The 23,336-nt window shown below is 75.4% G+C and carries 17 protein-coding genes and 1 pseudogene; 9 read left to right on the top strand and 9 right to left on the bottom strand.

Going from position 1 to position 23,336, the window contains the following annotated elements; translation table 11 throughout:
- The first annotated feature begins 178 nt into the window (after nucleotides 1–178).
- The 6 genes and pseudogenes from POF43_RS17145 to POF43_RS17120 all read left to right on the top strand — a co-directional run bounded on the left by POF43_RS17145 (nucleotide 179) and on the right by POF43_RS17120 (nucleotide 8,262).
- Nucleotides 179–1,399, top strand: coding sequence for a lycopene cyclase family protein (locus POF43_RS17145; protein ID WP_282704627.1), 1,221 nt, complete (start codon nucleotides 179–181; stop codon nucleotides 1,397–1,399).
- Nucleotides 1,396–2,109 (top strand): annotated as a pseudogene (locus POF43_RS17140) (class I SAM-dependent methyltransferase); the annotation flags it as partial. The gene POF43_RS17145 and the pseudogene POF43_RS17140, both read left to right, overlap by 4 nt.
- A 311-nt stretch (nucleotides 2,110–2,420) precedes the next feature.
- The gene (locus POF43_RS17135) at nucleotides 2,421–3,926 is read left to right on the top strand and encodes an FAD-dependent oxidoreductase (RefSeq protein WP_271325261.1); all 1,506 of its coding nucleotides are present in this window, start codon (nucleotides 2,421–2,423) and stop codon (nucleotides 3,924–3,926) included.
- Nucleotides 3,927–4,982: 1,056 nt separating this feature from the next.
- Nucleotides 4,983–5,453 (top strand): winged helix-turn-helix transcriptional regulator, encoded by a 471-nt coding sequence (locus POF43_RS17130; protein WP_282704626.1) that lies wholly within the window; start codon nucleotides 4,983–4,985, stop codon nucleotides 5,451–5,453.
- 145 nt (nucleotides 5,454–5,598) lie between these two features.
- Nucleotides 5,599–6,522: a ketopantoate reductase family protein gene (locus tag POF43_RS17125; protein WP_271325259.1), complete on the top strand. Its 924-nt coding sequence runs from the start codon at nucleotides 5,599–5,601 to the stop codon at nucleotides 6,520–6,522.
- 318 nt (nucleotides 6,523–6,840) lie between these two features.
- The gene (locus POF43_RS17120; RefSeq protein WP_271314627.1) at nucleotides 6,841–8,262 is read left to right on the top strand and encodes an alpha-amylase; all 1,422 of its coding nucleotides are present in this window, start codon (nucleotides 6,841–6,843) and stop codon (nucleotides 8,260–8,262) included.
- A gap of 48 nt (nucleotides 8,263–8,310) precedes the next feature.
- On the opposite strand, the gene POF43_RS17115 is transcribed toward POF43_RS17120, so the two are convergent.
- Entirely contained in the window at nucleotides 8,311–8,766 is a 456-nt protein-coding gene (locus POF43_RS17115; RefSeq protein WP_271314626.1) for an FAD synthase family protein, read from the bottom strand.
- 41 nt (nucleotides 8,767–8,807) lie between these two features.
- Nucleotides 8,808–9,596 carry a CDP-alcohol phosphatidyltransferase family protein gene (locus POF43_RS17110; protein WP_271314625.1) on the bottom strand — a complete coding sequence of 263 codons (789 nt, stop codon included), beginning with the start codon at nucleotides 9,594–9,596 and terminating at the stop codon, nucleotides 8,808–8,810.
- A 122-nt stretch (nucleotides 9,597–9,718) separates the two neighbouring features.
- On the opposite strand from POF43_RS17110, the gene POF43_RS17105 reads away from it, so the two are divergent.
- On the top strand, nucleotides 9,719–11,029 hold the full coding sequence (locus POF43_RS17105; RefSeq protein ID WP_271324856.1) for a glycosyl hydrolase family 28-related protein: 1,311 nt from the start codon (nucleotides 9,719–9,721) through the stop codon (nucleotides 11,027–11,029).
- A gap of 105 nt (nucleotides 11,030–11,134) precedes the next feature.
- On the opposite strand, the gene POF43_RS17100 is transcribed toward POF43_RS17105, so the two are convergent.
- The 3 genes from POF43_RS17100 to POF43_RS17090 are packed head-to-tail and all read right to left on the bottom strand — an operon-like array spanning nucleotide 11,135 to nucleotide 15,782.
- Nucleotides 11,135–12,676, bottom strand: a complete 1,542-nt coding sequence (locus POF43_RS17100) for an oligosaccharide flippase family protein (RefSeq protein WP_271314623.1) — start codon at nucleotides 12,674–12,676, stop codon at nucleotides 11,135–11,137.
- Nucleotides 12,673–14,355 (bottom strand): hypothetical protein, encoded by a 1,683-nt coding sequence (locus tag POF43_RS17095; RefSeq protein ID WP_282704625.1) that lies wholly within the window; start codon nucleotides 14,353–14,355, stop codon nucleotides 12,673–12,675. The genes POF43_RS17100 and POF43_RS17095 overlap by 4 nt, the downstream gene beginning before the upstream one ends.
- The gene (locus tag POF43_RS17090; RefSeq protein WP_282704624.1) at nucleotides 14,352–15,782 is read right to left on the bottom strand and encodes a hypothetical protein; all 1,431 of its coding nucleotides are present in this window, start codon (nucleotides 15,780–15,782) and stop codon (nucleotides 14,352–14,354) included. Before POF43_RS17090 ends, POF43_RS17095 begins: the two co-directional genes overlap by 4 nt.
- Before the next feature lie 166 nt (nucleotides 15,783–15,948).
- Between POF43_RS17090 and POF43_RS17085 the strand changes: the two genes are divergently transcribed.
- Complete coding sequence (locus POF43_RS17085) at nucleotides 15,949–17,202, top strand: glycosyltransferase (RefSeq protein ID WP_271318687.1); 1,254 nt, start codon at nucleotides 15,949–15,951, stop codon at nucleotides 17,200–17,202.
- 477 nt (nucleotides 17,203–17,679) lie between these two features.
- Here the strand turns inward: POF43_RS17085 and POF43_RS17080 are convergent, their stop codons facing one another.
- The 3 genes from POF43_RS17080 to gmd all read right to left on the bottom strand — a co-directional run bounded on the left by POF43_RS17080 (nucleotide 17,680) and on the right by gmd (nucleotide 20,473).
- Nucleotides 17,680–18,819 carry a glycosyltransferase gene (locus POF43_RS17080; RefSeq protein ID WP_282704623.1) on the bottom strand — a complete coding sequence of 380 codons (1,140 nt, stop codon included), beginning with the start codon at nucleotides 18,817–18,819 and terminating at the stop codon, nucleotides 17,680–17,682.
- Entirely contained in the window at nucleotides 18,816–19,367 is a 552-nt protein-coding gene (locus POF43_RS17075; RefSeq protein ID WP_271323575.1) for an LbetaH domain-containing protein, read from the bottom strand. The genes POF43_RS17080 and POF43_RS17075 overlap by 4 nt, the downstream gene beginning before the upstream one ends.
- A 92-nt stretch (nucleotides 19,368–19,459) precedes the next feature.
- Entirely contained in the window at nucleotides 19,460–20,473 is a 1,014-nt protein-coding gene (gmd, locus tag POF43_RS17070; protein ID WP_271315807.1) for a GDP-mannose 4,6-dehydratase, read from the bottom strand.
- 281 nt (nucleotides 20,474–20,754) lie between these two features.
- Here gmd and POF43_RS17065 point away from each other — a divergent pair, with 281 nt between their 5' ends.
- Nucleotides 20,755–21,693, top strand: coding sequence for a GDP-L-fucose synthase family protein (locus tag POF43_RS17065; protein WP_271315806.1), 939 nt, complete (start codon nucleotides 20,755–20,757; stop codon nucleotides 21,691–21,693).
- 33 nt (nucleotides 21,694–21,726) lie between these two features.
- On the opposite strand, the gene POF43_RS17060 is transcribed toward POF43_RS17065, so the two are convergent.
- On the bottom strand, nucleotides 21,727–23,208 hold the full coding sequence (locus POF43_RS17060; RefSeq protein WP_271315805.1) for an exopolysaccharide biosynthesis polyprenyl glycosylphosphotransferase: 1,482 nt from the start codon (nucleotides 23,206–23,208) through the stop codon (nucleotides 21,727–21,729).
- Nucleotides 23,209–23,336: the final 128 nt, after the last annotated feature.

Raw genomic sequence — 23,336 nt, 5'->3', positions numbered from 1 at the left:
CCTGACGTGGTGCCATGCGCTTCCGCCCTGCGGCGCCTTCGTCCCATGACACCTTTTACAACAGAACATGACTGATCATCCGATCTGTTACGTTGTGTCGCGCCCGGAGTCGGCCGGCCGACTCCGGGTGGGGTTGCGAGCCGTCACGCGGCGGCAGCGAGGCGGGAAGGGAGGCGGGGTGCGGGACGCGGACGTCGTGGTCGTGGGAATGGGCGCCGCGGGACTGTCCCTCGCCCACCGGATGGCGGCACGCCACCCGCGTGAGGCGGCGCGCGTTCTGCTGCTCGACGCCCCCGCCGGACGGCTGCGGCCACCGGAGCGCACGTGGTGCTACTGGGAGGCGCCCGGCGGCGAGTACGACGCCGTGCTCACCGCGTCCTGGGACCGGCTGCGCGTCCACGGCCCCGACGGCCGCCCCGTCGAGGTGGCCACCGCCCCCTACCGCTACAAGATGCTGCGCTCCGTCGACCTCGAACGCCTCGTCGCCCACCGCACCGAGGGCCTGCCCGGCTGGACCCGGGCCGAGGCGACCGTCCGTACGGTACGGGACGTGCCCGGCGGCGCCGAGGCGCGCGGCACCGGCGCCGACGGCCGGGAGCGCGCGTGGACCGGCCGCTGGGTCTTCGACTCCCGCCCGCCGCACCCGCTGCCGCCGGCCCGCACCACGTGGTGGCAGGTCTTCAGCGGCTGGTACCTGCGCACCGGACACGCCGCCTTCGACCCCGCCGTCGCCGACCTGATGGACTTCCGCACCCCGCAGCCCGCGCAGGGCCTGTCCTTCGGCTACGTCCTGCCGATCGGTCCGCGCGACGCGCTCGTGGAGTACACCGAGTTCCGCCGCACCCCGCCCGCCGCGGCCGCCTACGACGCGATGCTGCGCCAGTACGCCACCGGGGTGCTCGGCCTGACGGACTGGCAGGTCACCGCCGCGGAACACGGCGCGATCCCGATGACCGACGCCCGTTTCCCGCGCCGCGCCGGCCGGTCCGTCTTCCGGGTCGGCACGGCCGGCGGCGCCACCCGCCCCGCCACCGGCTACACCTTCGCCGGCACCCGCCGCCAGACCGCTGCGGTGGCCGACGCGCTGGAACGCGGCCGGGTCCCGGTGCCGCCCGCCGCGCACCGGCCGCGCGCCCGGGCCATGGACGCCGTGCTGCTGCGCGCGCTGGACACCGGCCGCGTCGACGGCCCGCAGCTGCTGACCCGGCTGTGGCGCTCGGTGCCCGCCGCCCGGCTGCTCGGCTTCCTCGACGGCACCGCCTCCCCGGCCGCCGATCTGATGGTCGGACTGCGCACCCCCGTCCTGCCCATGCTGCGTACCGCCGCCGAACTCCCCTTCGTCCGCCGCCGCAGCCCGCCCCCCGCCGCCTGGCCGCCCGTTGCCCGAGGAGCCCCGTGACCACCCTGCGCGACGCCGAGCTGACCGCCGCGTTCGACCGCGCCTCGCGCGCCTACGACCTGCTGACCGCCGCCCACCCCGGCTACCACTCCGCCCTGCGCCGCTCGGCCCGCCGCCTCGGACTGCCGGCCGCCGGCGCCGGCAGCCGGGTGCTGGACCTGGGATGCGGCACCGGATCGTCCACCGCCGCCCTGCTGGCCGCCGCGCCGCTCGCCCGGATCACCGCGGTCGACGCCTCGCCCGGCATGCTGGAACGGGCGGCCGCCAAGTCCTGGCCCGACCATGTCACCTTCGTCCGCGCCGCCGCCGGCGAGCTGCCCGCCGCCGGCGTCACCGGCCCGTACGACGCGGTCCTGGCCGCCTACCTGCTGCGCAACGCCGGCGACCCGGACCGCGTGCTGGCCGCCGTCCGCCGCCTGCTGGTCCCCGGCGGCCGGCTCGCGGTGCACGAGTACACGCTGGCCGACGGCGCCGCCGCCCGCGCGCTGTGGACGGCGGTGTGCCGCGGGATCGTGCTGCCCGCCGGCCGCCTGACCGGCGACGGCGCCCTCTACCGGCACCTGTACACCGGCGTCCTGCGCTTCGACCGTGCCCCCGCCCTGGCTGCCCGGCTGCGCCGCGCCGGGTTCACCGGCGTCCGCGTGCTGCCGATGCCCGGCTGGCAGACCGGCATCGTCCACACGGTGGTGGGCGTGGCACCGGGGGGTGCGCCGACTGCGCCGGGGGCGTCGGGCGTGGCGCCGGGGCGGGCGTCCGGCACTGCGGGCGTGGCGCCGGGGCGGGCGTTGCGTACGCCGGACGCCGCACCGGGACGCCGGCCCGCCCCGGCCCCCGCAGCCCCTTCCCGCGATACGCCGCCGCCCCCGCGGTCCGTCCCGCCCGAGCGGTCCGGCCTCCCCCCGCGTTCCGGCGACCCCTCGCAGCCCGGCCCCGCGCCGCAGCCCGCTCCCCGCTCCCGCTCCGGTGAGCAGCTGTGAGCCGGTCGGCCGTTCCGCGGCGGGGGCGGGACCGGCGGGCGCGGATGCTGCCCGCGCCGGCCGGCCGGGACCGCGCGCACGGGACGCCGCCGCGGGTCGCGGTGATCGGCGGCGGTATCGCGGGGCTGGCCGCGGCGACCGGCCTGGCCGAACGCGGCGTGCGTGTCACGCTCTACGAACGCGAGGAACAGCTCGGCGGACGGCTGCGCGGGGAGGCGGTCCGGCTCTCCGACGGGACCGGGGCCACGATGACCCGCGGCTTCCACGCGTTCTTCCGTCAGTACTACAACCTGCGCGGGCTGTTGCGCCGGGCCGATCCCGGCCTGGGCATGCTCACCGGCCTGCCCGACTACCCGCTGTGGCACCGCGACGGCCACCGCGACAGCTTCGCCCGGGTGCCGCGCACGCCGCCGTGGAGCGCGCTGGGGTTCGCCGCCCTGAGCCCGACGTTCACCTGGCGGGACCTCGCGCGGATCGACGTCGCCGCCGCCCTGCCGCTGCTCGACGTGGCGGTGCCCGGCGTCTACGAGCGGCTCGACGCGGTCAGCGCCCGCGATCTGCTGGCCCGCATCCGCTTCCCGCCGGCGGCGCACCACCTGGCGTTCGAGGTGTTCTCCCGCAGCTTCTTCGCCGACCCGGCCCGGCTGTCGGCCGCCGAGATGGCGCTGATGTTCCACGTCTACTTCCTCGGCTCGTCCGAGGGCCTGCTCTTCGACGTGCCCGACGAGCCGTTCCCCCAGGCGCTGTGGGAGCCGCTGGCCGGCTACCTGCGGGGACACGGCGTCGAACTGCGCACCGGCACGCCGGTCGCCCGGGTGGTGTCCGTCGGCCGGCCCGGCGTCGCGGTGGTCGCGGACGGGCGCGAGCGCGACTACGAGGCGGTGGTGCTGGCCCTGGACACCGCCGGGCTGCGGCGGCTGGCCGGCGACTCGCCGGCGCTGTGCGACGCCGGCTGGCGCTCCCGGGTGGCGCGGCTGCGGACCGCCCCGCCGTTCCTGGTCTCCCGGCTGTGGCTGGACCGCCCGGTCGCGCCGCACCGCCCGGCGTTCCTCGGCACCAGCGGCTACGGCCCGCTGGACAACGTCAGCGTGCCGGAACGGTACGAGGGCGAGGCCGCCCGCCGCCGCGCCGCCACCGGGGGCTCCGTCGTCGAGCTGCACGCGTACGCCGTGCCGTCCGGCGCCGACCGGGCCGCCTGGCAGCGGAAGCTGACCGAGGCGCTGCACGACGTCTACCCCGAGACCCGCACCGCCCGGGTGCTCGACGCGCGGCACGCCTGGCACGACGACTGCCCGCTGTTCGCCCCCGGCACCCACGCCGACCGCCCCACCGTGCGCACCGGCGACCCGTCGGTGGTGGTCGCCGGCGACCTGGTCCGCGTCGACCTGCCCGTCGCCCTGATGGAACGCGCCGCCACCACCGGCTTCCTGGCCGCCAACGCGCTGCTCACCGGCTGGGGCCTGCGCGGCCAGGCCCTGTGGACGGTCCCGGACGGCGGCCGCACCCGCCCGCTGCGCGCCGCCGCGGCCCGCTGGGGCCGGGTGGGCTGATCCGGCGGCGGTCGGGTGCGGGACGCCAACTCGCCGTGGCGGGAGGGTTGTTGGCGTGCGCCGGTGTCGTACCGGCGGACCGCCGTGGAGCCCACCGGGTGCGGGACGCCAACTCGCCGTGTCGGGACGGTTGTTGGCGCGGACCGGTGCCGTGCCGGCGGACCGGCCGCCGCGGAGCCCGCCGGGTGCGGGACGCCAACCCGCCCTGCCGGGTCGGCGGTTGGCGTGCACCGGTGTCGTATCCGGTGCCGTGCCGGCGGACCGGCCGCCGTGGAGCCCGCTGGGTGTGGGACGCCAACTCGCCGTGTCGGAACGGCTGTTGGCGCGCACCGGTGCCGTATCCGGCTCCGTACCGGCGGACCGCCCGCCGTGCAGCCCGCCGGGTGCGGGACGCCAACCCGCCCTGCCGGGGGTCGGCGGTTGGCGGGCACCGGTGCCGTATCCGGTGCCGTGCCGGCGGACTGCCCGCCGCGGAGCCCGCCGGGTGCGGGACGCCAACTCGCCGTGGCGAAACGACCGTTGGCGCGCACCGGTGCCGTACCCGTATCCGGCTCCGTACCGGCGGCCCGCCCGCCGCGGAGCCCACCGGGTGCGGGACGCCAACCTGCCCTGTCGGGAAGGTTGTTGGCGCGCACCGGTGCCGTATCCGGTGCCGTACCGGCTGCCGTGGAGTCCGCCGGGTGCGGGACGCCAACTCGCCGTGGCGAAACGACCGTTGGCGGGAACCCGCTCCGTGCCGGCGGACCGCCCGCCGCGGAGCCCACCGGGTGCGGGACGCCAACCCGCCCTGCCGGCGCGGCGATCGGCGCGCACCGGCGCCGCATCCGTATCCGCACCGGCGCACCGGCCGCCTGCCCGCCGCAGAAGCCCACCCGTCCGGAGCGACCCCCGACCCACCTGCCACCGCCGCGGTCGGCGCACCGGTGCCACACATCGGCCTCCCTCACCCGCCGACCGTCCCGTGCGATGTTAGGCTTGTCATTGGAAAGCCAGCCCCTGTCGTCTCCCTGCCCCGCGGAGGAAACCGTGAGCGGTCGTGCCGCGGAACGTGCCGCCGTGCCGTGCCCCATCGGGCGGGCCGCCGAGGTGGTCGGCGACCGGTGGACGTTGCTGATCCTGCGCGACGCCATGGTGGGCGTGACCCGTTTCGACGCCTTCCGCGCCGGGCTCGGCATCGCCGACAACATCCTGTCGAACCGGCTCGGGCGCCTGGTCGACGGCGGGCTGCTGACCAAGGTCCCGTACCGCGAGGGCGGCCGAACCCGGCACGAGTACCGGCTCACCCCGGCCGGCGCCGACCTGCTGCCGGTGCTCGACGCGCTCGCGGTCTGGGGCGGCCGGCACACCGCGCCCGGCCGGCCCGCCGAAGCCATGCGGGTGCTGCACGCGGTCTGCGGGCGCGAACTGACCGCCGGCGAGTACTGCGGGCACTGCGCGCGACCGGTTCCGCGTGAGGAGATCCACTGGCTGCGCCCCTGGCGTTCGGCCGAGCCCCGCGCCATCGCCGCGCCGGTCAACGGCGGTTGACCACAGGACCCATCCGCCCCCATCGCGTTCCGGAAGGACGGCCCGCCATGCCCCCACTCGTCACGACAGCGACGGCTCCCCGGCCGGGGCGGCCCGCCCGTCCCGGCGCGGGGCCGCTCACCGAGGCGCGCGGGCAGGTCCGGCGGTGACGCGGGTCCTGGTGGTCGGCGCCGGCGCGACCGGCGGCTACTTCGGCGCCCGGCTGCACGCGGCCGGCCGCGACGTCACCTTCCTGCTGCGCCCGCGCCGGGCCGCCCAGGTGCGCGAGAACGGCCTGCGGCTCACCGGCGCCGGCGAGCCGGAGACCGTGACCCCGCGCGTCGTCACCGCCGACGCGCTGTCCGGTCCGTACGGCATCGTGCTGCTGTCGGTGAAGGCCGCCGGTCTGCGTCCCGCGCTGGAGGACCTGGCGCCGGCCGTCGGCCCGGACACCGTGATCGTGCCGTTCCTCAACGGGATGGCCCATCTCGACGTCCTCAACGGGCGGTTCGGGGCGGCGGCGGTGCTGGGCGGCGTGGTCAAGGTGGTCGCCAAGCTCGGCCCGGACGGTGAGATCGTCCGGCTGGCCCGGTCGGCGGGGATGGCCGTCGGCGAGCAGGACGGCCGCGACACCCCGCGCCTGCGCGCGGTCGCCGCGGTGCTGGGCGGGGCCGGCTACGACTTCGCCACCCCGCCGGACATCCTCGCGGCGATGTGGCACAAGTGGGTCTTCATCGCGACGTTGACCGCCGTCACCTGCCTGCTGTCCGGCACGGTCGGCGAGGTGGCCGCGGTCCCGGGCGGACCGGCGTTCGCCACTGCCGTCCTCGGCGAGGCCGCCGCGGTGTCCGCCGCCGCGGGCTTCCCGCTCCCGGCCGCCGAGCGCGACGGCGTCCTCGCCACGGCCACCACCGAGGGCTCGCCCTTCGCACCGTCCATGTACCGCGACCTCGTCCAGGGCCTGCCCACCGAGGTCGAGCACGTGCTGGCCGATCTCACCGCCCGCGCCCGGCACTTCGGCGTCGGCACGCCGCTGCTGGACCTGGCGACGGCCCGGCTGCGCGTCCACCAGAACCGGGTCGCCGGCTGACGCCGCCCGGCCGCCCGCCCCCGGCTGCCCGAAGGCGGCCGACCGCCTCCGATCGACCGCGCCCGGCCGCCCGCCCCCGCTGCCCGAAGGCGGCCGCCCTCACCGCGTACCCGCCTCCTGCCCCCGCCGCCCCCACCGCGTACCCGCCTCCGTAACGGCGTCCGCGCTGACGCATTCTTGACGCGTACATGGTGATAGCGAGAAGCTCGCCGCGGTGGGTCGTGCACGCGGTCCGCCGTCCCCCCACGGCGGCCGCCCCGCGGTCGCCCCCGACAGCGGACCCGGGCGACACGGCCCGTGGGCCGAAGGAGCCGCAGGATGCGAACGGCAGCAATCCGGATCGCCGGCGGGGTGCTCGCCACCGCGCTGGCCGCGTTCGGCCTCACCGCCGCGGCGCCGCAGACCGCGCAGGCCGCCCCGCCCGGCACGAAGGACGTGACCGCGACGCTCTTCCAGTGGAGCTACGCCTCGGTCGCCAAGGAGTGCGCCAGCACGCTCGGCCCGGGCGGCTACGGCTACGTCGAGGTCTCCCCGGCCGCCGAGCAGATCCAGGGCTCGCAGTGGTGGACCTCGTACCAGCCGGTCAGCTACAAGATCGCCGGCCGGCTCGGCGACGAGGCGGCGTACCAGAACATGGTCAACGCCTGCCACAGCGCCGGCGTCAAGGTCATCGCCGACGCCGTCATCAACCACATGACGGACGGCTCCGGCACCGGGACCGGCGGCACGGTCTACACCAAGTACAACTACCCCGGCACGTACCAGGACCAGGACTTCCACACCTGCCGCCAGCCGATCACCGACTACACCAACCGCGACAACGTCCAGACCTGCGAGCTCAACAGCCTCGCGGACCTCGACACCGGCAGCGACTACGTGCGCTCCACCATCGCCGGCTACCTCAACCACCTGATCGCGCTCGGCACCGACGGCTTCCGCATCGACGCCGCCAAGCACATCGCCGACACCGACCTGGCCGCCATCAAGGCCAAGCTGACCAACCCGAACATCTTCTGGGCGCAGGAGGTCATCTACGGCGCCGGCGAGGCGGTCCAGCCCACCGAGTACGAAGGCACCGGCGACGTCGACGAGTTCCGCTACGGCCGCGACCTGAAGCGGATGTTCGAAGGCGGCGGGCAGCTGTCGTCGCTGAGCAACTTCGGCGAGGCGTGGGGCTACCTGCCCAGCTCCGACGCGGTGGCCTTCGTCGACGACTGGGACACCGAGCGCGACGGCTCCACGCTCAGCTACAAGTCCGGCGCCGACTACACCCTCGCCAACGTCTTCATGCTGGCCTGGCCCTACGGCTCGCCCAACGTCTACTCCGGCTACGAGTTCACCGACAACGACGCCGGCCCGCCGAACAACGGCACCGTCAACGCCTGCTACGCCGACGGCTGGAAGTGCCAGCACGCCTGGCCGCAGATCATCGACATGGTCGCCTTCCACAACGCGGTGGCCGGCACCGCGGTGACCAACTGGTGGACCGACGGCAGCAACGCCATCGCCTTCGGCCGCGGCAGCAAGGGCTACGTGGCCATCAACCACGAGTCCGGCGCGATCACCGAGACCTTCCAGACCTCGCTGCCGGCCGGCACCTACTGCGACGTCCAGCACGGCGCCCCCAAGGCGGGCGGCGGCTGCACCGGCACCACCTACACCGTCGGCTCCGACGGCACCTTCAGCGCCACCGTCGGCTCCGGCGACGCGGTCGCGCTCTACGTGGGCGCGACCGCGTAGGGCGGCTCCGGTCCGGGGCGCGGCCCGTCCGCCGCGCCCCGGGCCGGGTCAGGCCGGCTCCGTCGCCGCCCCGATCCGCCCGTCCAGCGCGCGGCGCAGCAGGGTGCTGGAGGTGTGCACGGTGTACGGGAAGTAGACGACGCCGACGCCGACCGTGGCGAAGTCCCGCTCCAGCCGGGCACCCTTGTCGGTGCCACGCCAGTCGTCGCCCTTGAAGATGACGTCGAACGGGTGCCGCCGCCACATCTCCAGCTTGCTCGGCACCGTCTCGGGCACCGCCTCGTCCACCCAGCGGATCGAGCGGACGATCTCCAGCCGTTCGGTCAGCGGCACCACCGGCCGCCGTCCCTTGGCCAGCGCGGACATCTCGTCGGAGACCACCCCGGCGATCAGGTAGTCGCACCGGCTGCGGGCGTGCCGCAGTATGTTGAGATGACCGACGTGGAACAGGTCGTACACCCCGGGCGCGTAGCCCACGAGGAACTCGTTCTTCTGCTCTGACATGATCCCCCCAAGGTCCTTGTCAGACCTGACGTCGTGGACATCTAGGACAGCGCGGCCGGCGACGCTGCCGGCCCCGCCGGATCACCGGGCGCCGCGGCGGTGGCCGGCCGCGCCGCCGGAGCGGACAGTTCGCGGAACCACTTCACCAGCAGCGCCGCCATCAGCAGCACGTTCGCCGCCAGCAGCACGCCGTACACCGGCAGGAAGACCGCGCGCCCGGCGCCGTAGCTCAGGAAGAGCAGGCAGAAGACGCCGTAGTCGGCCGGCAGCAGCAGCAGCGACCGCAGGGCCGAGGCGGCCGGCGCCGGGGCGCCGCGGCCGGCCGCGGACCGCTTGAGCTGCTCGGTGAGGATGCCGCCGAAGAACGTGGTCACCGCCGTCACCTGGAACAGCAGCGGCAGCGCCAGCCAGCCGGTGGCCAGCGGGCGCAGGAAGCGGTACATCGCGATCAGCACCGCCAGATGCAGGGTCAGCAGCTTGACGCAGTCGACCACGTGGTCCAGCCACTCCCCGGCCCGGCTCCCCCCGCCGCGCAGCCGGGCCAGCTGGCCGTCCGCCGAGTCCAGCGCGAACCCGGTCACCAGCAGCGCCACCACGCCGACCGCCAGCGGCCACGACGGCCGCACCAGCGCGATCAGCGCGATGCCGCAGCCGGTCACCAGCGCGCTGACCGCCGTCACCGCGTTCGGCGTCATGCCCAGGACGTGGCCGGCCGCCGCGAAGACCCGGCCGGCCGGCCGGTTGACCCATCGTGAGTAGTACGACACACCTTTGGCGCTCTTCTGCGCCGTACGCAGGCTCCGCAACGCGGTGCCGAATCCGCCACTCATATGAACCCCCTCAGGCTCCCCAAGGTGATCCTCGCTCATCCGCGCACACTTTCGCCACAACTCCGCCTACGATGCGACAGGCAACAGTGGTTGACAACGTGACGGGGACAGGTGTGCTGGACATGAACGACGGCGCGGACCAGGCGACTTCGGGCCGGGAGCGGCGATCGACCCGGCGGGCCGTGGTGTTCGGCAGCGTCGCCGCGGCCGGCGCCGCCTCGCTCGCCGCCTGCACCTCTTCCGCACATGACACCGCACGTGATACCGCCGCCGGGCGCCCGGGCACCTCCGACGCGAAGGAACCCGGCACCGCCGGCGGGGTGGTCAGCGTGGTCGCCGACTTCGGCGCCAAGGGCGACGGCCGCACCGACGACAGCGCCGCCTTCGCCCGCGCCTACGCCCACGCCCGCGCCCGGGTCGCCGACCACACCGGCCGCACCGTCATCGACGTGCCGCCCGGCCGGTACCTCGTCACCGGGCCCGGCGCGCTGCTCAACGGCGACACCCCCGGCGACCCGGCCAACGGCCTGCGGCTGCGCGGCGCCGGAAAGCGCATCACCGAGATCGTCTTCCGCCCCTCCGGCGCGGACGCCTACCTGTGCTCCAACAACGACACCTGGGCCAACCTGAGCTTCGAGGGGATGACGTTCACCAGCGCCACCCCCGGCGCGTCGTTCTTCTACTCCTACTCCACCGGCAACGCGCAGGACTACCGCTTCAGCGACTGCGAGTGGCTGGGGGAGTGGACCTACGGCCTCGCCCTGGACGGCAGCGACACCAACTCCGAGATGCGCTGGGAGGCCTGCCGGGTCGGCGGCTCCTACCGCAAGGCGTTCTTGTACTGCGGCCTGTCGCAGCGGTCGAAGGACCCGGCCGCGCAGGACCAGTTCCTCAACTACTGGTTCACCGACATGAAGGTCGAGTACGCGTGGGGCAACTTCCTGGAGTTCCCCTACGGCGGGTCCGTCACCTGCCGCGGCGGGTCCTACATCGTCACCGGCACCCGCCCGCACTCCGACCCCGAGTACGGCACCACCAGCACGTTCTTCCGCTTCCCGCGGGCCACCCACGCCGCGTCCGTGCAGCGCTTCCACGCCGAGGACATCCGCTTCGAACTGCGCAACCCCGACGTCCTGGTCATCGACAGCCACTGGTCCGGCGGCACGATCCGGTTCAACGACTGCGACGACACCGCCCTCGCCTTCAAGCCGTTCTCCACCGCGCTGACCGCCCACCGCTACGACGTCGGACCGCGCGGGCCGCTGGTGCGCTACGACTCCTGCCAGCTCACCGGCACCCACACCTACCGCACCCCGCAGTCCGCGCCCGGCCGCACCGTGGCCCGCTACGACATGTGCCACTTCGCCACCGCCTCCCAGTCCGCCATGGCCGGCCCCGGCACGGCCTTCACCGACTGCCTCGACCACGCCTGAACGCCGCCGCCCGAACGTCACCGGTGGAACCCCGCCGGCCCCGACACCGCCCGGCCGCCCGCCCGTCGACCGGCGGACCGGCGCCGGGTCCGGCCGCCGCGGACGTCAGCCGCGCCGACCCACCGTACCCACGAAATCGTTCACCCCCAGCGCGGCGCGGAACCGCCACAGCACCGCCGCGTAGACCACCGCGGCCGCCACGCAGCCCAGCGCCACCCCGGGGACGCTGTCGCCCAGCCAGCCGCGCGCCGCCAGCCCCAGCACCGCCGCGGGCAGCACACCGGCCGCCACCGCGCCGGCGTAGCCGCGGTCCACGGTGCGAAAGCCCAGCCGGTAGCGGACCAGCAGCGCCGACGCCAGGTTGTCCACCACGATCGCCAGCCCCCACGAGACGGCCGCGCCCAGCACCCCCGCCGACGGGATCAGCACCAGCCCGCACCCGACCTGGACCGCGAACGCCAGCCCCGCCACCGCCAGGTTCCACGAACTGCGCCCGGCCATCAGGATCACCGTCTGGGCGTTGCCCACCATGACGTTGACCGCGTTGGCACCGCACAGCACCACCAGCGCCGCCGCCCCCGCCGGGAAACCACCGCCGAACAGCGACATCACCGTGCGCGGGAAGACCGCCATCAGCACGAACAACGGCAGCGAGAACAACGTGATCCACCGCGTCGACAACCGGTGCAGCCCCCGCGCCTCACCGGTGCGCCCACTGCCCAGCAGCCCGCTGATCTGCGGCGCCACCGCCAGCCGCACCGCCAGCTGCAACAGCGTGCCCGCGGTGATCAGCCGGGAGACGGCCGTGTAGACACCGGCGTCGCGGCTGCCGGCCAGCAGCGACAGCAGCACCACCCCGATCCACACCGCCGTGATGTCGAACACCGACGAGATCGCCCGCGGCCCGGAGAACGACCAGAACTCGCGCACCAGGGCCCGCTCACCGGCCCGGTCCGCCACCCGCGGCGCGTCACCGCGCCGCAGCCGCCGCAGCGACACCCACGCGATCACCGCCCCCGCCAGCGACGGCAGCAGCCACGCCGCCGACAGGCTCAGCACCGACGGCGCCCACACCACCAGCGGCACCGCCAGCACCACCCGCAGCAGCGGCTTGCCGATCTGCTCGGTGCCGACGAACGGCAGCACCGTGCCGTAGCCGCGCGCCGCGCCCAGCGCCACCAGCGTCACCGTGGTCAGCGGCAGGAACACCGCGAACATCCGCAGCACCAGCACCGCCTCGTGGCCCGGCAGCCCCGGCAGCAGGGCCCGCGCCGCCGACGGCAGCACCAGCAGCGCCACCATCGCCGCCGAAGCGGCCACCAGCGCCGGCCAGGCCGCCGCCCGCAGCAGCACCCCGGTGCGCCGCCCGCCGGTAGCCGTGCGGTCCATCGCCACGAACCGCACCAGACCGGTGTCGGCGCCCAGCTTCAGGGCGTTGCTGGCGATGGTGAAGACCGCGACCCCGGTGAAGACCGAACCGGCCGCCGCGGCACCGAGCCCGTGCGTGACCACGGTGACCAGCGCGAAGCCGGCCACCGCGTTCACCGCCGAGCCCAGCAGGCCGATCCAGCTGCCGCGTGCCGTCCGCGCGGTCGAGCCGTCCGGCACGGTCCGCCGACCGGTGGCCGCGGTACCCGGCGCCGTCATTCCCCGGTCCGCTCCAGCGGGAGCCGCTGCGGCGTCAGCGTCCGCGACGCCGACCACTCGCCGCTCGCCCCGGCGGATCCGCCCGACCAGCCCCCCGCCGCCGTCCCGGCCGCCCGGCCGCCGGCCGGCGGATCCGTCCGCGGCCCGCCGCCCGGCTCCCGCCCGCCCGGCAGCGCCCGGCGCAGCAGCTGGGCCGCCTGGCCGCCGGTGCGCCGCAGCACCGCGCCGACCACCGGCGTGCCGGTCGGCTCGAAGAAGTCCGCCACCCGGCCGAGTTCACCGCGCGGCAGCCCGCCGTCCGGGCACACCACGATGATCCCGTCCGCCCAGCGGGCCACCGCCAGCGCGTCCGGGTACTCCAGCACGGCCGGCGCGTACACCACGATGGTGCGGCCCGCCCGGTGCGCCATCGCGTTCGCCTCGATCTCCGCCAGCGCCGGGCCGATCGCCCGGGTCGGACGCCCCGGCACCAGGAAGAACGCGCCCGGCTGGCCGGCGTTGACCCGCAGCGGCGGCCGCGGCCGGCCCTGCGCGTCCACCCCGTCGCCGCTCAACTGCCGCGCCAGCCGCACCGACAGCTGCGGCTCGCGCAGGTCCGCCTCGATCAGCAGCACGTCCTCGCCGCTCTCGGCGAACGCCGACGCCAGGTTGGCGGCGACCTCCGCCGCGTGGCCCGCCGACTGCGGCTCGACGACCAGCAGCACCCGCCGCCCGCCGTCCCCTGCGTCCGGATCCACCGTCAGCGCCACCCGCAGCGCCAGCGCCCGGTACACCTCGCCGGTGCGTGACGACCGCGACCCGACCGCCAGCACCGGACCCTGCCCGCGCCGCGCCCCGCGCCGCCGCGGCAGCGTCGCCAGCACCGGTGCGTCCAGGTGCCGCCGTACGTCCGCCTCGTCGCGCACGCCGGACTCCAGCACCGACGTCAGCCAGGCCAGCAGCAGGCCCAGGGCCAGGCCCACCACGCCGCCCACCGCCAGCGTCAGCCCGGCGCCCGCCCCGGCCGGCGACGCCGGCGTCACCGCCTTCGACAGCACCGTGCCGGGGGTGGTGTCCACCGTCTCGTAGTCGGTCAGCTTGCTCTGCACCGCGCTGATCTGCCCGGCGATCGCCTCGCGCACCGTGGGACCGGCCGAGTCGTAGCGGGAGTTGAGCGACTTCAGCTGCGCCTGCAACGTGCCGGTGGTCCGCGCCAGCGACGTCGTCGCGGTCGCGTGCCGCTGCGCGAGGTAGGCGGTCATCAGCGCGTTGGTCCGCCGGGCCGTCTCCGCCGCGCCGGCGCCGGTGTAGGCGAAGTCCAGCACCTGCGAGTCCGGCGAGACGCTGACCAGCAGACCGTGCTTGAGGTCCGCGCCGGTCAGCCCCGCCTCGCCCAGCGCGGTGGCGGCCCGGTCGGTCACCAGCGGGCTGGAGGCGACCTGGATCTCGGTCTGCATGTTGATCTGGTTGTCGACGCCCACCTGCGAGTCGAAGGCCGAGGAGGTGACGTCGCGCACCAGTACGGAGCCGTCCGCCTCGTAGGTCCCGCTGCCGGTGGCGGCCAGCAGCGCGCCGCCGCACAGCCCCAGCACCACGGCGGTAGCGATCACCAGCCGGTGCCGGAACAACTGCCGCAGCTGGTCGCGCACCTGGTCGGGTTCGTCTCGCGGGAGCTCGTCGGATATGGAGGAGACGGTCACACGAGAGCCCTTCTCGGAGCGGAAGACGCGGGGACGGACGGATCGTCGGCGGGCGGCGGCGGGGCGGCCGGGGCGGCCCGCCGGGAGATCAGCAGCGGGACGACCACCAGCAGCGCCAGCGGCGCGGTCGCCGCCAGCAGGCTGCCGCGCAGCAGGATCAACTGGTAGAAGCCGAAGGCCGGCACCAGCAGGGCGGCCAGGGTGCCGGAGCGGCCGCGCAGCCGGTGCCGGGCCGCGTCGATCCGGCGGCCCACCGCGCCCAGCGCCAGGAACACCAGCGCCACCGCGGGCAGGCCGGCCCACAGGTAACTCTCGATCCACAACGGGGAGGAGAGGTTGGTGAAGTTGTAACCGGCGAACTTGGCGATGTCGATCCCGGTGTCCTGCGGCTTGCCCGGCCACACCGCCCGCGGCAGCCAGAACAGCGGCGGCCCCAGCAGCCGCTGCGGCTGGAACCCCACCTTCTGCTGGAACGCCAGCCCGGTCTCGATCTGCTGGTACGCGTCGTAGTCGCCGTTGGTGGTGAACTGCTGCGACAGCGACACCACATGGATCTGCTCGCGGTGGGTGTACCGGAAGTAGTCGCTGTAGGGGAAGACCACCAGGACCACCGCCAGGATGGCCGCCGCCGCGATCCGGAACCCCTTCGGCCGGCGCAGCGCCGGATGTGCGAAGGCCAGCGTCAGCAGCACGGTCCCGGCCCAGAACCGCGGGTTGCTGATGGGGTTGTTGACCACCACGTTCAACGTGGTCATCGCCGCGATCGCCATCCACCGCAGCCCCTTCAGCAGCCGGTCGCCGTGCCGCAGCCGGGGCAGCTGGACCAGGCCGAGCAGCGCCCAGAACGCGGGCACCGAAAGGCCCCAGGCCGCCAGTGCCGCGCCCGCCTTCGAACCGTCACCACCGCTGCCGTCCGCGGTGCTCAGCGCCTGGCGGCTGGTGAAGAACGCCCCGACGCCGCCCTGCTTGGGCACCAGGTAGGCCGCGATGGCCAGCGACGCCCCGCACAGCAGCAGCACCCGCACCGGTGCGACCCGCCGGCCCAGCAGCCGTTCCAGCGGCGGCGGACCCGGCCGGCCGGCCCGTACGAACCGGTGGCCCAGCGCGGAGCCGGCCGAGTAGGCCAGCAGCCCGGCCTCCATGATGACGCAGGAGACGAACGCCACGTGCCCGGTCGTGCGGTACTCCCACGGGTAGGAGCCGCTGACCAGCATCGCCAGCGGGGCCAGGCCCAGCCAGATGTAGCTGAACAGCCAGAACCCCAGCGCCACCACCCGCACCGTGCGGTCCGTCAGCACCCGCGCCAGACCGATCGCGGTGTGGGCTATCACCACCGCCTGCACCGCCAGCGCGGGCTGGAAACGCGGCGTCAGCGACGAGAGCACCAGCGCCGGACCCACGAGTCCGAGCAGGAGAACCCAGATCACCAGCGCCGCGACACCGCGCGGCTTCTCCCCGCCCCCGGCCGGCCCCCCGCCCAATTGCCGCCTCCCACCTGTGCCAAACATCCCGATGAGGAAAAGTAGCCTCAGTATGCCCCGTTACCTGGAAACATGTGATCGAACCGAGAACATTTCGAGGGGGGACCTTCACGTGTCACGTCAGCTGCTCGTGGTGTCGACCAACTACGCACCGGAGCACTCGGGGATCGGCCCCTACTCCACCGGCATCGCCGAGCACCGGGCGGCGGCCGGCGACCGTGTCGAGGTGCTGGCCGGCATGCCGCACTACCCGGCCTGGCGCACCGACCCCGGCTACCGGGGCGCCTGGCGGCGCACCGAGCAGCGCGGCGGCGTCACCGTGCACCGCCGCCGTCACACGGTACCCGCCCGGCAGACGGCGGTACGCCGGGCCCTGTACGAGGCCAGCTTCCTCGCCCACGGGCAACTGACCGCCCCCCGCGGCCCGTTCGACCTGGTGCTCAGCCAGATGCCGGGGCTGGCCGGCGGCCTCATCGGCGCCCGGCTGGCCCGCCGCGCCGGGATACCGCACGTGGTCGTCGTCCAGGACCTGATGGGCGCCGCCGCCGCGCAGAGCGGCATCGCCGGCGGCGGCCGGGTCGCCGGACTGGCCGGCGGGGTCGAGGGCCGGGTGCTGCGCGGCGCGACCCTGGTCGGCGTGGTCCACGAGACCTTCCGCGACCGGGTCGCCGCCACCGGCGTGGCGCCGGACCGCATCCGGGTGGTGCCCAACTGGAGCCACATCGCCCGGCCTTCGGGCGACCGGGCGCGCACCCGGGCCGCCATGGGCTGGCGCGACGACGAGATCATCCTGCTGCACTCCGGCAACATGGGCCTCAAGCAGGGCCTGGAGGTGATGGTGGAGACCGCCCGGCTGGCGGCCGGCGCCGGCGACCGGCTGCGCGTGGTGCTGCTCGGCGACGGCAACCAGCGCGCCGCCCTGGAACGGGCGGGCGCCGGCGTGCGGCAGCTGGACTTCGTGGACCCGGTCGACGACGCCGCCTTCCCCGACGTGCTGGCCGCCGCCGACATGCTGGCGGTCACCCAGCGCGCCTCGGTGCTGGACATGAGCATCCCCTCCAAGCTCACCTCGTACTTCGCCGCCGGCCGGCCCGTCATCGGCTCGGTCGCCTCCCGGGGCGGCACCGCCGAGGAGGTGCTGCGCTCCGGCGCGGGTGTGCTGGTGCCGCCGGAGGACCCGGCCGCCCTGCTGGCCGCCGCGCGCGGCCTGGCCGACGACCCGGCCGCCGCCGCCCGGCTCGGCGCGCACGGCCCCGCCTACGTCGACGCCCACCTCAGCCAGGAGGCCGGCCTGGCCCGTATCGACGCCCTCATCGACGAAGCGCTCGCCCGCTCGGCGACGGCGGGGGAGAGGGCAGGGCGGTAACCCGCCTTCTGCGGGGGGCGGTTGGCGTCGGGCCGGCGCCCGATGCGGTCGGCGGGCCGGTTCGTGCGTCCGGCCGGCCTGGCGGCGCGGCGGGGTCACGTTCCGCCCCCGGTGCGGCGGTTGGCGTCTCGCCGCCTCCCCGGCCGACGTGCCGTCCCGTACGCCAGCCGGCGGTCCGTAGCGGCAACTGCCGCCCCCGGTTAGGTGGTTGGCGGCCACTCCCGGTCCCCGCCCCCGGCTTCCCTCCCCGGCCGACGTGCCGTCCCGTCCCGTGCGCCGGCCGGCGGTCCGCAGCGGCAACTCCCGGCCCCGGTAGGGCGGTTGGCGGCACTCCCGGCTCCCGCCCCCGGCTTCCCTTCCCCGGCCGACGTGCCGTCCCGTACGCCGACCGGCCCGCCGGGCAGGCACGCCCCGTCAACGACGCGCCCACCGTCAACGACCAGCCCCGTAACGCGGTCGGCGCCTCCACCCGCCCCCTCACCCCCCGCACGCCGCCTCGTACTCCTGCGTCAGCCGGTCGGCGACCGCGGTGAGGGAGAAGACGGTCTCGACCGCCCGGTGCCCGGCGGCGACGGTGCGGGCGCGCAGGTCCGGGTCGCCCAGTAGCCGGTCCACCGCGTCGGCCAGTGCCTGCGGACTGCCGTCGGTGACGAGCGCGGCGCCGGAGTCGGCCAGGGTGCCGGCGATGCCGCAGCTGTCGGTGAGTACCACGGGCGTGCCCGCGGCCAGCGCCTCCAGCACGCTCATCGGGAACGGCTCCCGCACGCTCGGCAGGACGTAGACCGCGGCCCGGGCCAGCCGGTCCAGCGCCGCGTCGTGGGCCACCGGTCCGCCGTAGCGCACCCGGTCCGCCAGACCGCCGCGCGCGATCCGGTCGCGCACCGCCGGCAGTGAGCCCTCGTCGGCGCCGTGCAGCACGAACCGCGTCGCGGGCCGGCGGGCGGTCAGCAGGGCGGCGGCGTCCACGAAGGCCTCCGGGCGCTTGCGCGGGTGCAGCCGGGCCAGGTACAGCACCAGGTCCGGATCGCGTTCCCCGGCCGGGGGGACCGCCCGCCGCACCCCGTTGGGCAGCCGCAGCAACGGCGGCCGGCCGGCGCCCAGTACGGCGGCCAGCCCCTGCTCCTCCTCCGCCGTCAGCACCAGGCAGGCCCTCGCCCGGCGCAGCAGCGGCACCAGCGCGGCGTCGAACGCCCGGGCCACCGCGCCGCCGCGCGGCTGGACCATGCCGTGCGTCTGCACCAGGTACGGGGTGCCGCGCAGCCGGGCCGCCAGCAGCGCCGCCAGCGACACCAGGTCCCGGCCGGCGTGCACCTGGAGCACGTCCGCCCGGCCGGCCTCCCGCCACAGCGCCACCGCCAGCCGGGCGCTGAACAGCCCGAGGAAGCCGCGCCCGGGGATCAGGGTGCGCGCCGCGAACGCCCGCAGCGGCACGCCGTCCGCGGTGGCCGGCGGCGGCCCCTGGCCGCGCCACAGCGACAGCAGCGCGGTGTCGTGGCCGCGGGCGGTGAGCTCCGCCAGCTGTCCGGTGGCGACGCTGACCGGGCCGCCGTAGGCGCCGTCGTCGCTGACCAGGGTCACCACGTGCCGCACCACCCGGCCGGCCGGGGACGGCGTCACCGGGTGCTCCCGCCGGCCAGCAGGGTCGCGCCGGGCGCCAGGTCGCGGTGCGCCACCGCGCCGGCGCCGACCACCGCGCCCTCCCCGACGGTGACCCCGCGCAGCACCGTCGCGCGCGCCGCCACCCAGCTGCCCGGCCGCAGCACGATGGGCGCGTTGTCGAACTCGAAGGTGGGGCTGCGCCGCTGGTGGCTGCCGGTGCACAGCAGCGCGCCCTGCGAGACGCACACGTCGGAGCCGATGGTGATGGGCTCCAGGTTGACCAGCCAGGCGTCCTCGCCGATCCACACGTCGTCGCCGACCGTCAGCTTCCACGGCCACTGCACCCGCACCCGGTGCCGGATCAGCACCCGCCGGCCGACCGTGGCGCCGAACGCCCGCAGCAGCGGCGGGCGCAGCCGGGGCGGGAACCACCATTTCGTGAACACCAGGTTGAGTACCGCGAACCACAGCGCCTGGCCGGCGACACCGCGCCCCTTGGCGTACCCGGTGCCGGTGAAGCCGCGCAGCGACCGCCGCGGTTCCCCGGCCCGGCGCTGTCGCGGCACCGGGGCGGCCGCGGCCCGCGGCACGCCGCCGGCCGGCCCGGCGGCGCCGCCGGTGCCGCCGGCCGCCCGCGCGGCCTCCTCGCGCGGGCCGCTCACCGGTCCACCCGGACCGCGGAGCCGGCCAGTTGGGCGGTCAGCGCGCCGACGTCGGCGCGGACCATGATCGCGGTCAGCTCCCGGAAGGTCACCGCCGGCTTCCAGCCCAGCTTCCGCTCCGCCTTCGACGCGTCCCCGATCAGCGCGTCCACCTCCGAGGGCCGGTCGTACTTGGGGTCGTAGCGAACGTGGTCGGTCCAGTCCATGCCGACCGCCGCGAACGCCTCCTGGCAGAACTCCCGCACCGAGTGCGCCTGTCCGGTGGCCACCACGTAGTCGTCCGGCTCGTCCTGCTGGAGCATCCGCCACATCGCCTCGACGTACTCCGGCGCGTAGCCCCAGTCGCGGACCGCGTCGAGGTTGCCCAGGTAGAGGTGCTGCTGGAGGCCGGCCTGGATGCGGGCCACCGCGCGGGTGATCTTGCGGGTGACGAAGGTCTCGCCGCGGCGCGGGGACTCGTGGTTGAACAAGATGCCGTTGGTGGCGTGCATGCCGTACGCCTCGCGGTAGTTGACGGTGGTCCAGTACGCGAAGACCTTGGCACACCCGTAGGGGCTGCGCGGGTGGAAGGGGGTGCGTTCGTTCTGCGGCGGCGGGGTGGCGCCGAACATCTCGGAGGAGGACGCCTGGTAGATCCGGGTCTCGATGCCGCTGGCCCGGACGGCCTCCAGCAGCCGCAGGGCGCCCATGCCGGTGACGTCGCCGGTGTAGAGCGGCGCGTCGAAGGAGACGCGGACGTGGGACTGCGCGCCGAGGTTGTAGACCTCGTCGGGCGCGATCCGGTGCAGCAGGCTGGTCAGCGCCACCCCGTCGGACAGGTCGGCGTGGTGCAGCACCAGGTCGCGTTCCGGGGTCTGCGGGTCCTGGTAGATGTGGTCGATCCGCTCGGTGTTGAAGCTGGAGGACCGGCGTATCAGGCCGTGCACCTGGTAGCCCTTGGCGAGCAGCAGTTCCGCCAGGTACGAACCGTCCTGGCCGGTGACCCCGGTGATGAGTGCGGTCTTGCGCAAGGCGACTTCCCCCTTCTGCCCGGACGGTTCCGGGCGGTGGTGAACGGTGGGTGGGACGACGGGTGGTGGGGCGACGGGTGCGTGGGACGACAGGTGGACGGGGCGACGGACGGGTGGGGCGACGGGTGGTGCCCGGTGCGGGCATGGCCGGGGCCGCTCGGGTGGCGCGGGCTGCTTTCGGGCCGCCCGCGACCCGGGATACCTACGACATGATGAAGAACATGTGATCAGATTGCGGGAGTTCTGTCGCCATCGGGTCCGGAACTGCGAAAATCCGCACCATGGACGATCTCCTCCCTCCCCCCGCCCGGGTCTTCGTCGCCGGCCACCGCGGTCTGGTCGGCTCCGCGGTCCGGCGCCGGCTGGAGGCCCGCGGCTACCAGGTGCTGACCCGCACCCGTGACCAGCTCGACCTGCGCGACGAGGCGGCCACCGCGGCCTTCCTCGCCGACCGGCGCCCGGACGCGGTGGTGCTGGCCGCCGCCAAGGTCGGCGGCATCATGGCCAACTCCACCTACCCGGTGCAGTTCATCGAGGAGAACCTGCGCATCCAGCTCAGCGTCATCTCCGGCGCCCACCGGGCCGGCGTGCGGCGGCTGCTGATGCTCGGCTCCAGCTGCATCTACCCCCGGCTCGCCGACCAGCCCATCACCGAGGACGCCCTGCTCACCGGCCCGCTGGAACCCACCAACGAGGCCTACGCCATCGCCAAGATCGCCGGCATCGTCCAGATCCAGTCCTACCGGCGGCAGTACGGCGCCTCCTACGTCTCCGCGATGCCGACCAACCTCTACGGCCCCGGCGACAACTTCGACCCGGTCGGCTCCCACGTGCTGCCCGCGCTGATCCGCCGTTTCCACGAGGCGGTCCGCGACGGCGCGCCGCAGGTCGTGCTGTGGGGCAGCGGCACCCCGCGCCGCGAGTTCCTGCATGTCGACGACCTGGCCTCCGCCTGTGAGGTGCTGCTGCGCCGCTACGACGGCGACGAACCGGTGAACGTGGGATGCGGCGCCGACCTGACGATCCGCGAACTGGCCGAGACCGTCGCCCGGGTGACCGGCTTCACCGGCACCCTGGCCTGGGACACCGGCAAACCGGACGGCACGCCGCGCAAGCTGCTGGACGTCTCGCGGCTGACCGCCCTGGGCTGGCGGCCGAGCGTCCCGCTGGAGGACGGCATCGCCGCCACCTACGCCTGGTGGCGCGAGCGGTCGGCCTGACCGGCGGCCCGTGACGGCGCGGGCGGTGGCCGGTCAGTAGGCCCCGCGCCCCTCGGCCACCGCCCGTACCGTGCGGGTCAGCACGTGCAGGTCCACCGCCAGCGACCAGTTGTCGACGTAGCCGAGGTCGATGGCGACCGTCTCGTCCCACGTCAGGTCGGAGCGGCCGCCGACCTGCCACGGCCCGGTCAGCCCCGGCCGCACCAGCAGCCGCCGCAGTTCCACCTCGTCGTAGCCGGCCACCTCCTCCGGCACCGGCGGGCGCGGGCCCACCAGCGACATCCGGCCGGTCAGCACGTGCAGCAGCTGCGGCAGTTCGTCGAGCGAGAAGCGGCGCAGCACCGCGCCGACCCGGGTCACCCGCGGGTCGGTGCGGATCTTGAACATCCGGCCGTCCTGCTCGTTGAGGTGGCCCAGCCCCGGCCGCCGTTCGTCCGCGTCGGCCACCATGGAGCGGAACTTGACCATGGTGAACGTCTCGCCGCCGCGCCCCACCCGGGTCTGCCGGTGGAACGCCGGGCCGCGCGAGGTCGACCGCACCAGCAGCGCCAGCGCCAGCAGCAGCGGCGACAGCAGCACCAGCAGCACCAGCGCCCCCAGCCGGTCGGTCACCGCCTTCACCAGCCGCGCGAAGCCGGCCTGCGCCGGGGCGGCCACCGTCAGCAGCGGCAGCCCGCCGGCCGAGTCCAAAGCGATGCGGTGGACGGCGACCTCGGTGATGCCGGGCAGCAGCGTCAGCCGGCGCCCCGACTCGTGCACCGCCCACACCAGCCGGCGCAGCCGTTCGCCGGACAGTGCCGCCCCGGGCGCCGCCAGCACGGTGTCCGCCCGCAGTTCGCCGGCGGCCCGCAGCAGTTCGCCCCCGTCGGCGCCGTCCGGCTCGCCGTCCGCGCGCCGGGTCAGCCGGCCGGCGACCACCGTGCCGCCGGCCGGCTCGCCGGGACCGATCAGGCAGGCGCCGACCACCACGTACTCGTGGTGGGTGTGCCGGGCCAGCTGGCCGACGGCGGCGTCCACCGCGGCGGCATCGCCCACCACCAGGGTGCGGCGCACCGCCAGCCCCCGCCGGTGCAGCCCGAACAGCCGGCGCTGCGTCAGTTTGCGCCGCAGGCAGGTCACCAGCAACGGCGCGACCAGCGCGAGCAGCACCGGCAGGGCGGCCACCGGCAGCGAGGAGAACGCCCGCAGCACCGCCAGCAGACCGACCAGCACCGCCCATTCGTGCAGTACCGGCCGCAGCGCGCCGGACTCGCCGATGCTCACCCGGGAGTAGCGGCCGCGGGCCGTGCCGATGGCCAGCCAGCAGGCCGCCGTCAGCGCCGCCACCGGCCAGGCGTCGACCGTGCCGTGTTCCGCGGCCAGCAGCAGGCCGGTGGGTATGAGCGCGCCGAGGGCGTCGACGGCCACCGCGGTGGCCGGCCGGTCCGGCCGCGCCGCCCGGTGCAGGTGCCCGGCGGACCGGCCGGGCTCGAAGTCCGCCCATTCCTGCGAGGTACGGACATCGGTCGATCGCATGAATTTCCCCCCCGGGAACGAAGACGCGACACCGTTTCTCACCGCGGCGCCCCGCAGCGCCCGGTATGACGATAGGTGAACACGGTGGTTTCCGTTCGTTTTCCGTGCGGTTCGGTTCAGAAGTGGCC

It is taken from the genome of Streptantibioticus silvisoli (assembly GCF_027947535.2).
In the GTDB taxonomy this organism is placed as follows: domain Bacteria; phylum Actinomycetota; class Actinomycetes; order Streptomycetales; family Streptomycetaceae; genus Streptantibioticus_C; species Streptantibioticus_C silvisoli.
The sequence above is the reverse complement of the archived record's forward strand: the minus strand, read 5'-3'. Positions and strand labels throughout refer to the sequence as shown.

What these genes read in the sequence shown, in the direction of transcription:
- POF43_RS17105 (WP_271324856.1), top strand. Translation starts at nt 9,719, where the DNA reads ATGAACGACGGCGCGGACCAGGCGACTTCGGGCCGGGAGCGGCGATCG.
- POF43_RS17135 (WP_271325261.1), top strand. Translation starts at nt 2,421, where the DNA reads ATGCTGCCCGCGCCGGCCGGCCGGGACCGCGCGCACGGGACGCCGCCG.
- POF43_RS17120 (WP_271314627.1), top strand. Translation starts at nt 6,841, where the DNA reads ATGCGAACGGCAGCAATCCGGATCGCCGGCGGGGTGCTCGCCACCGCG.
- POF43_RS17110 (WP_271314625.1), bottom strand. Translation starts at nt 9,596, where the DNA reads ATGAGTGGCGGATTCGGCACCGCGTTGCGGAGCCTGCGTACGGCGCAG.
- POF43_RS17100 (WP_271314623.1), bottom strand. Translation starts at nt 12,676, where the DNA reads ATGACGGCGCCGGGTACCGCGGCCACCGGTCGGCGGACCGTGCCGGAC.
- POF43_RS17060 (WP_271315805.1), bottom strand. Translation starts at nt 23,208, where the DNA reads ATGCGATCGACCGATGTCCGTACCTCGCAGGAATGGGCGGACTTCGAG.
- POF43_RS17065 (WP_271315806.1), top strand. Translation starts at nt 20,755, where the DNA reads ATGGACGATCTCCTCCCTCCCCCCGCCCGGGTCTTCGTCGCCGGCCAC.
- POF43_RS17115 (WP_271314626.1), bottom strand. Translation starts at nt 8,766, where the DNA reads ATGTCAGAGCAGAAGAACGAGTTCCTCGTGGGCTACGCGCCCGGGGTG.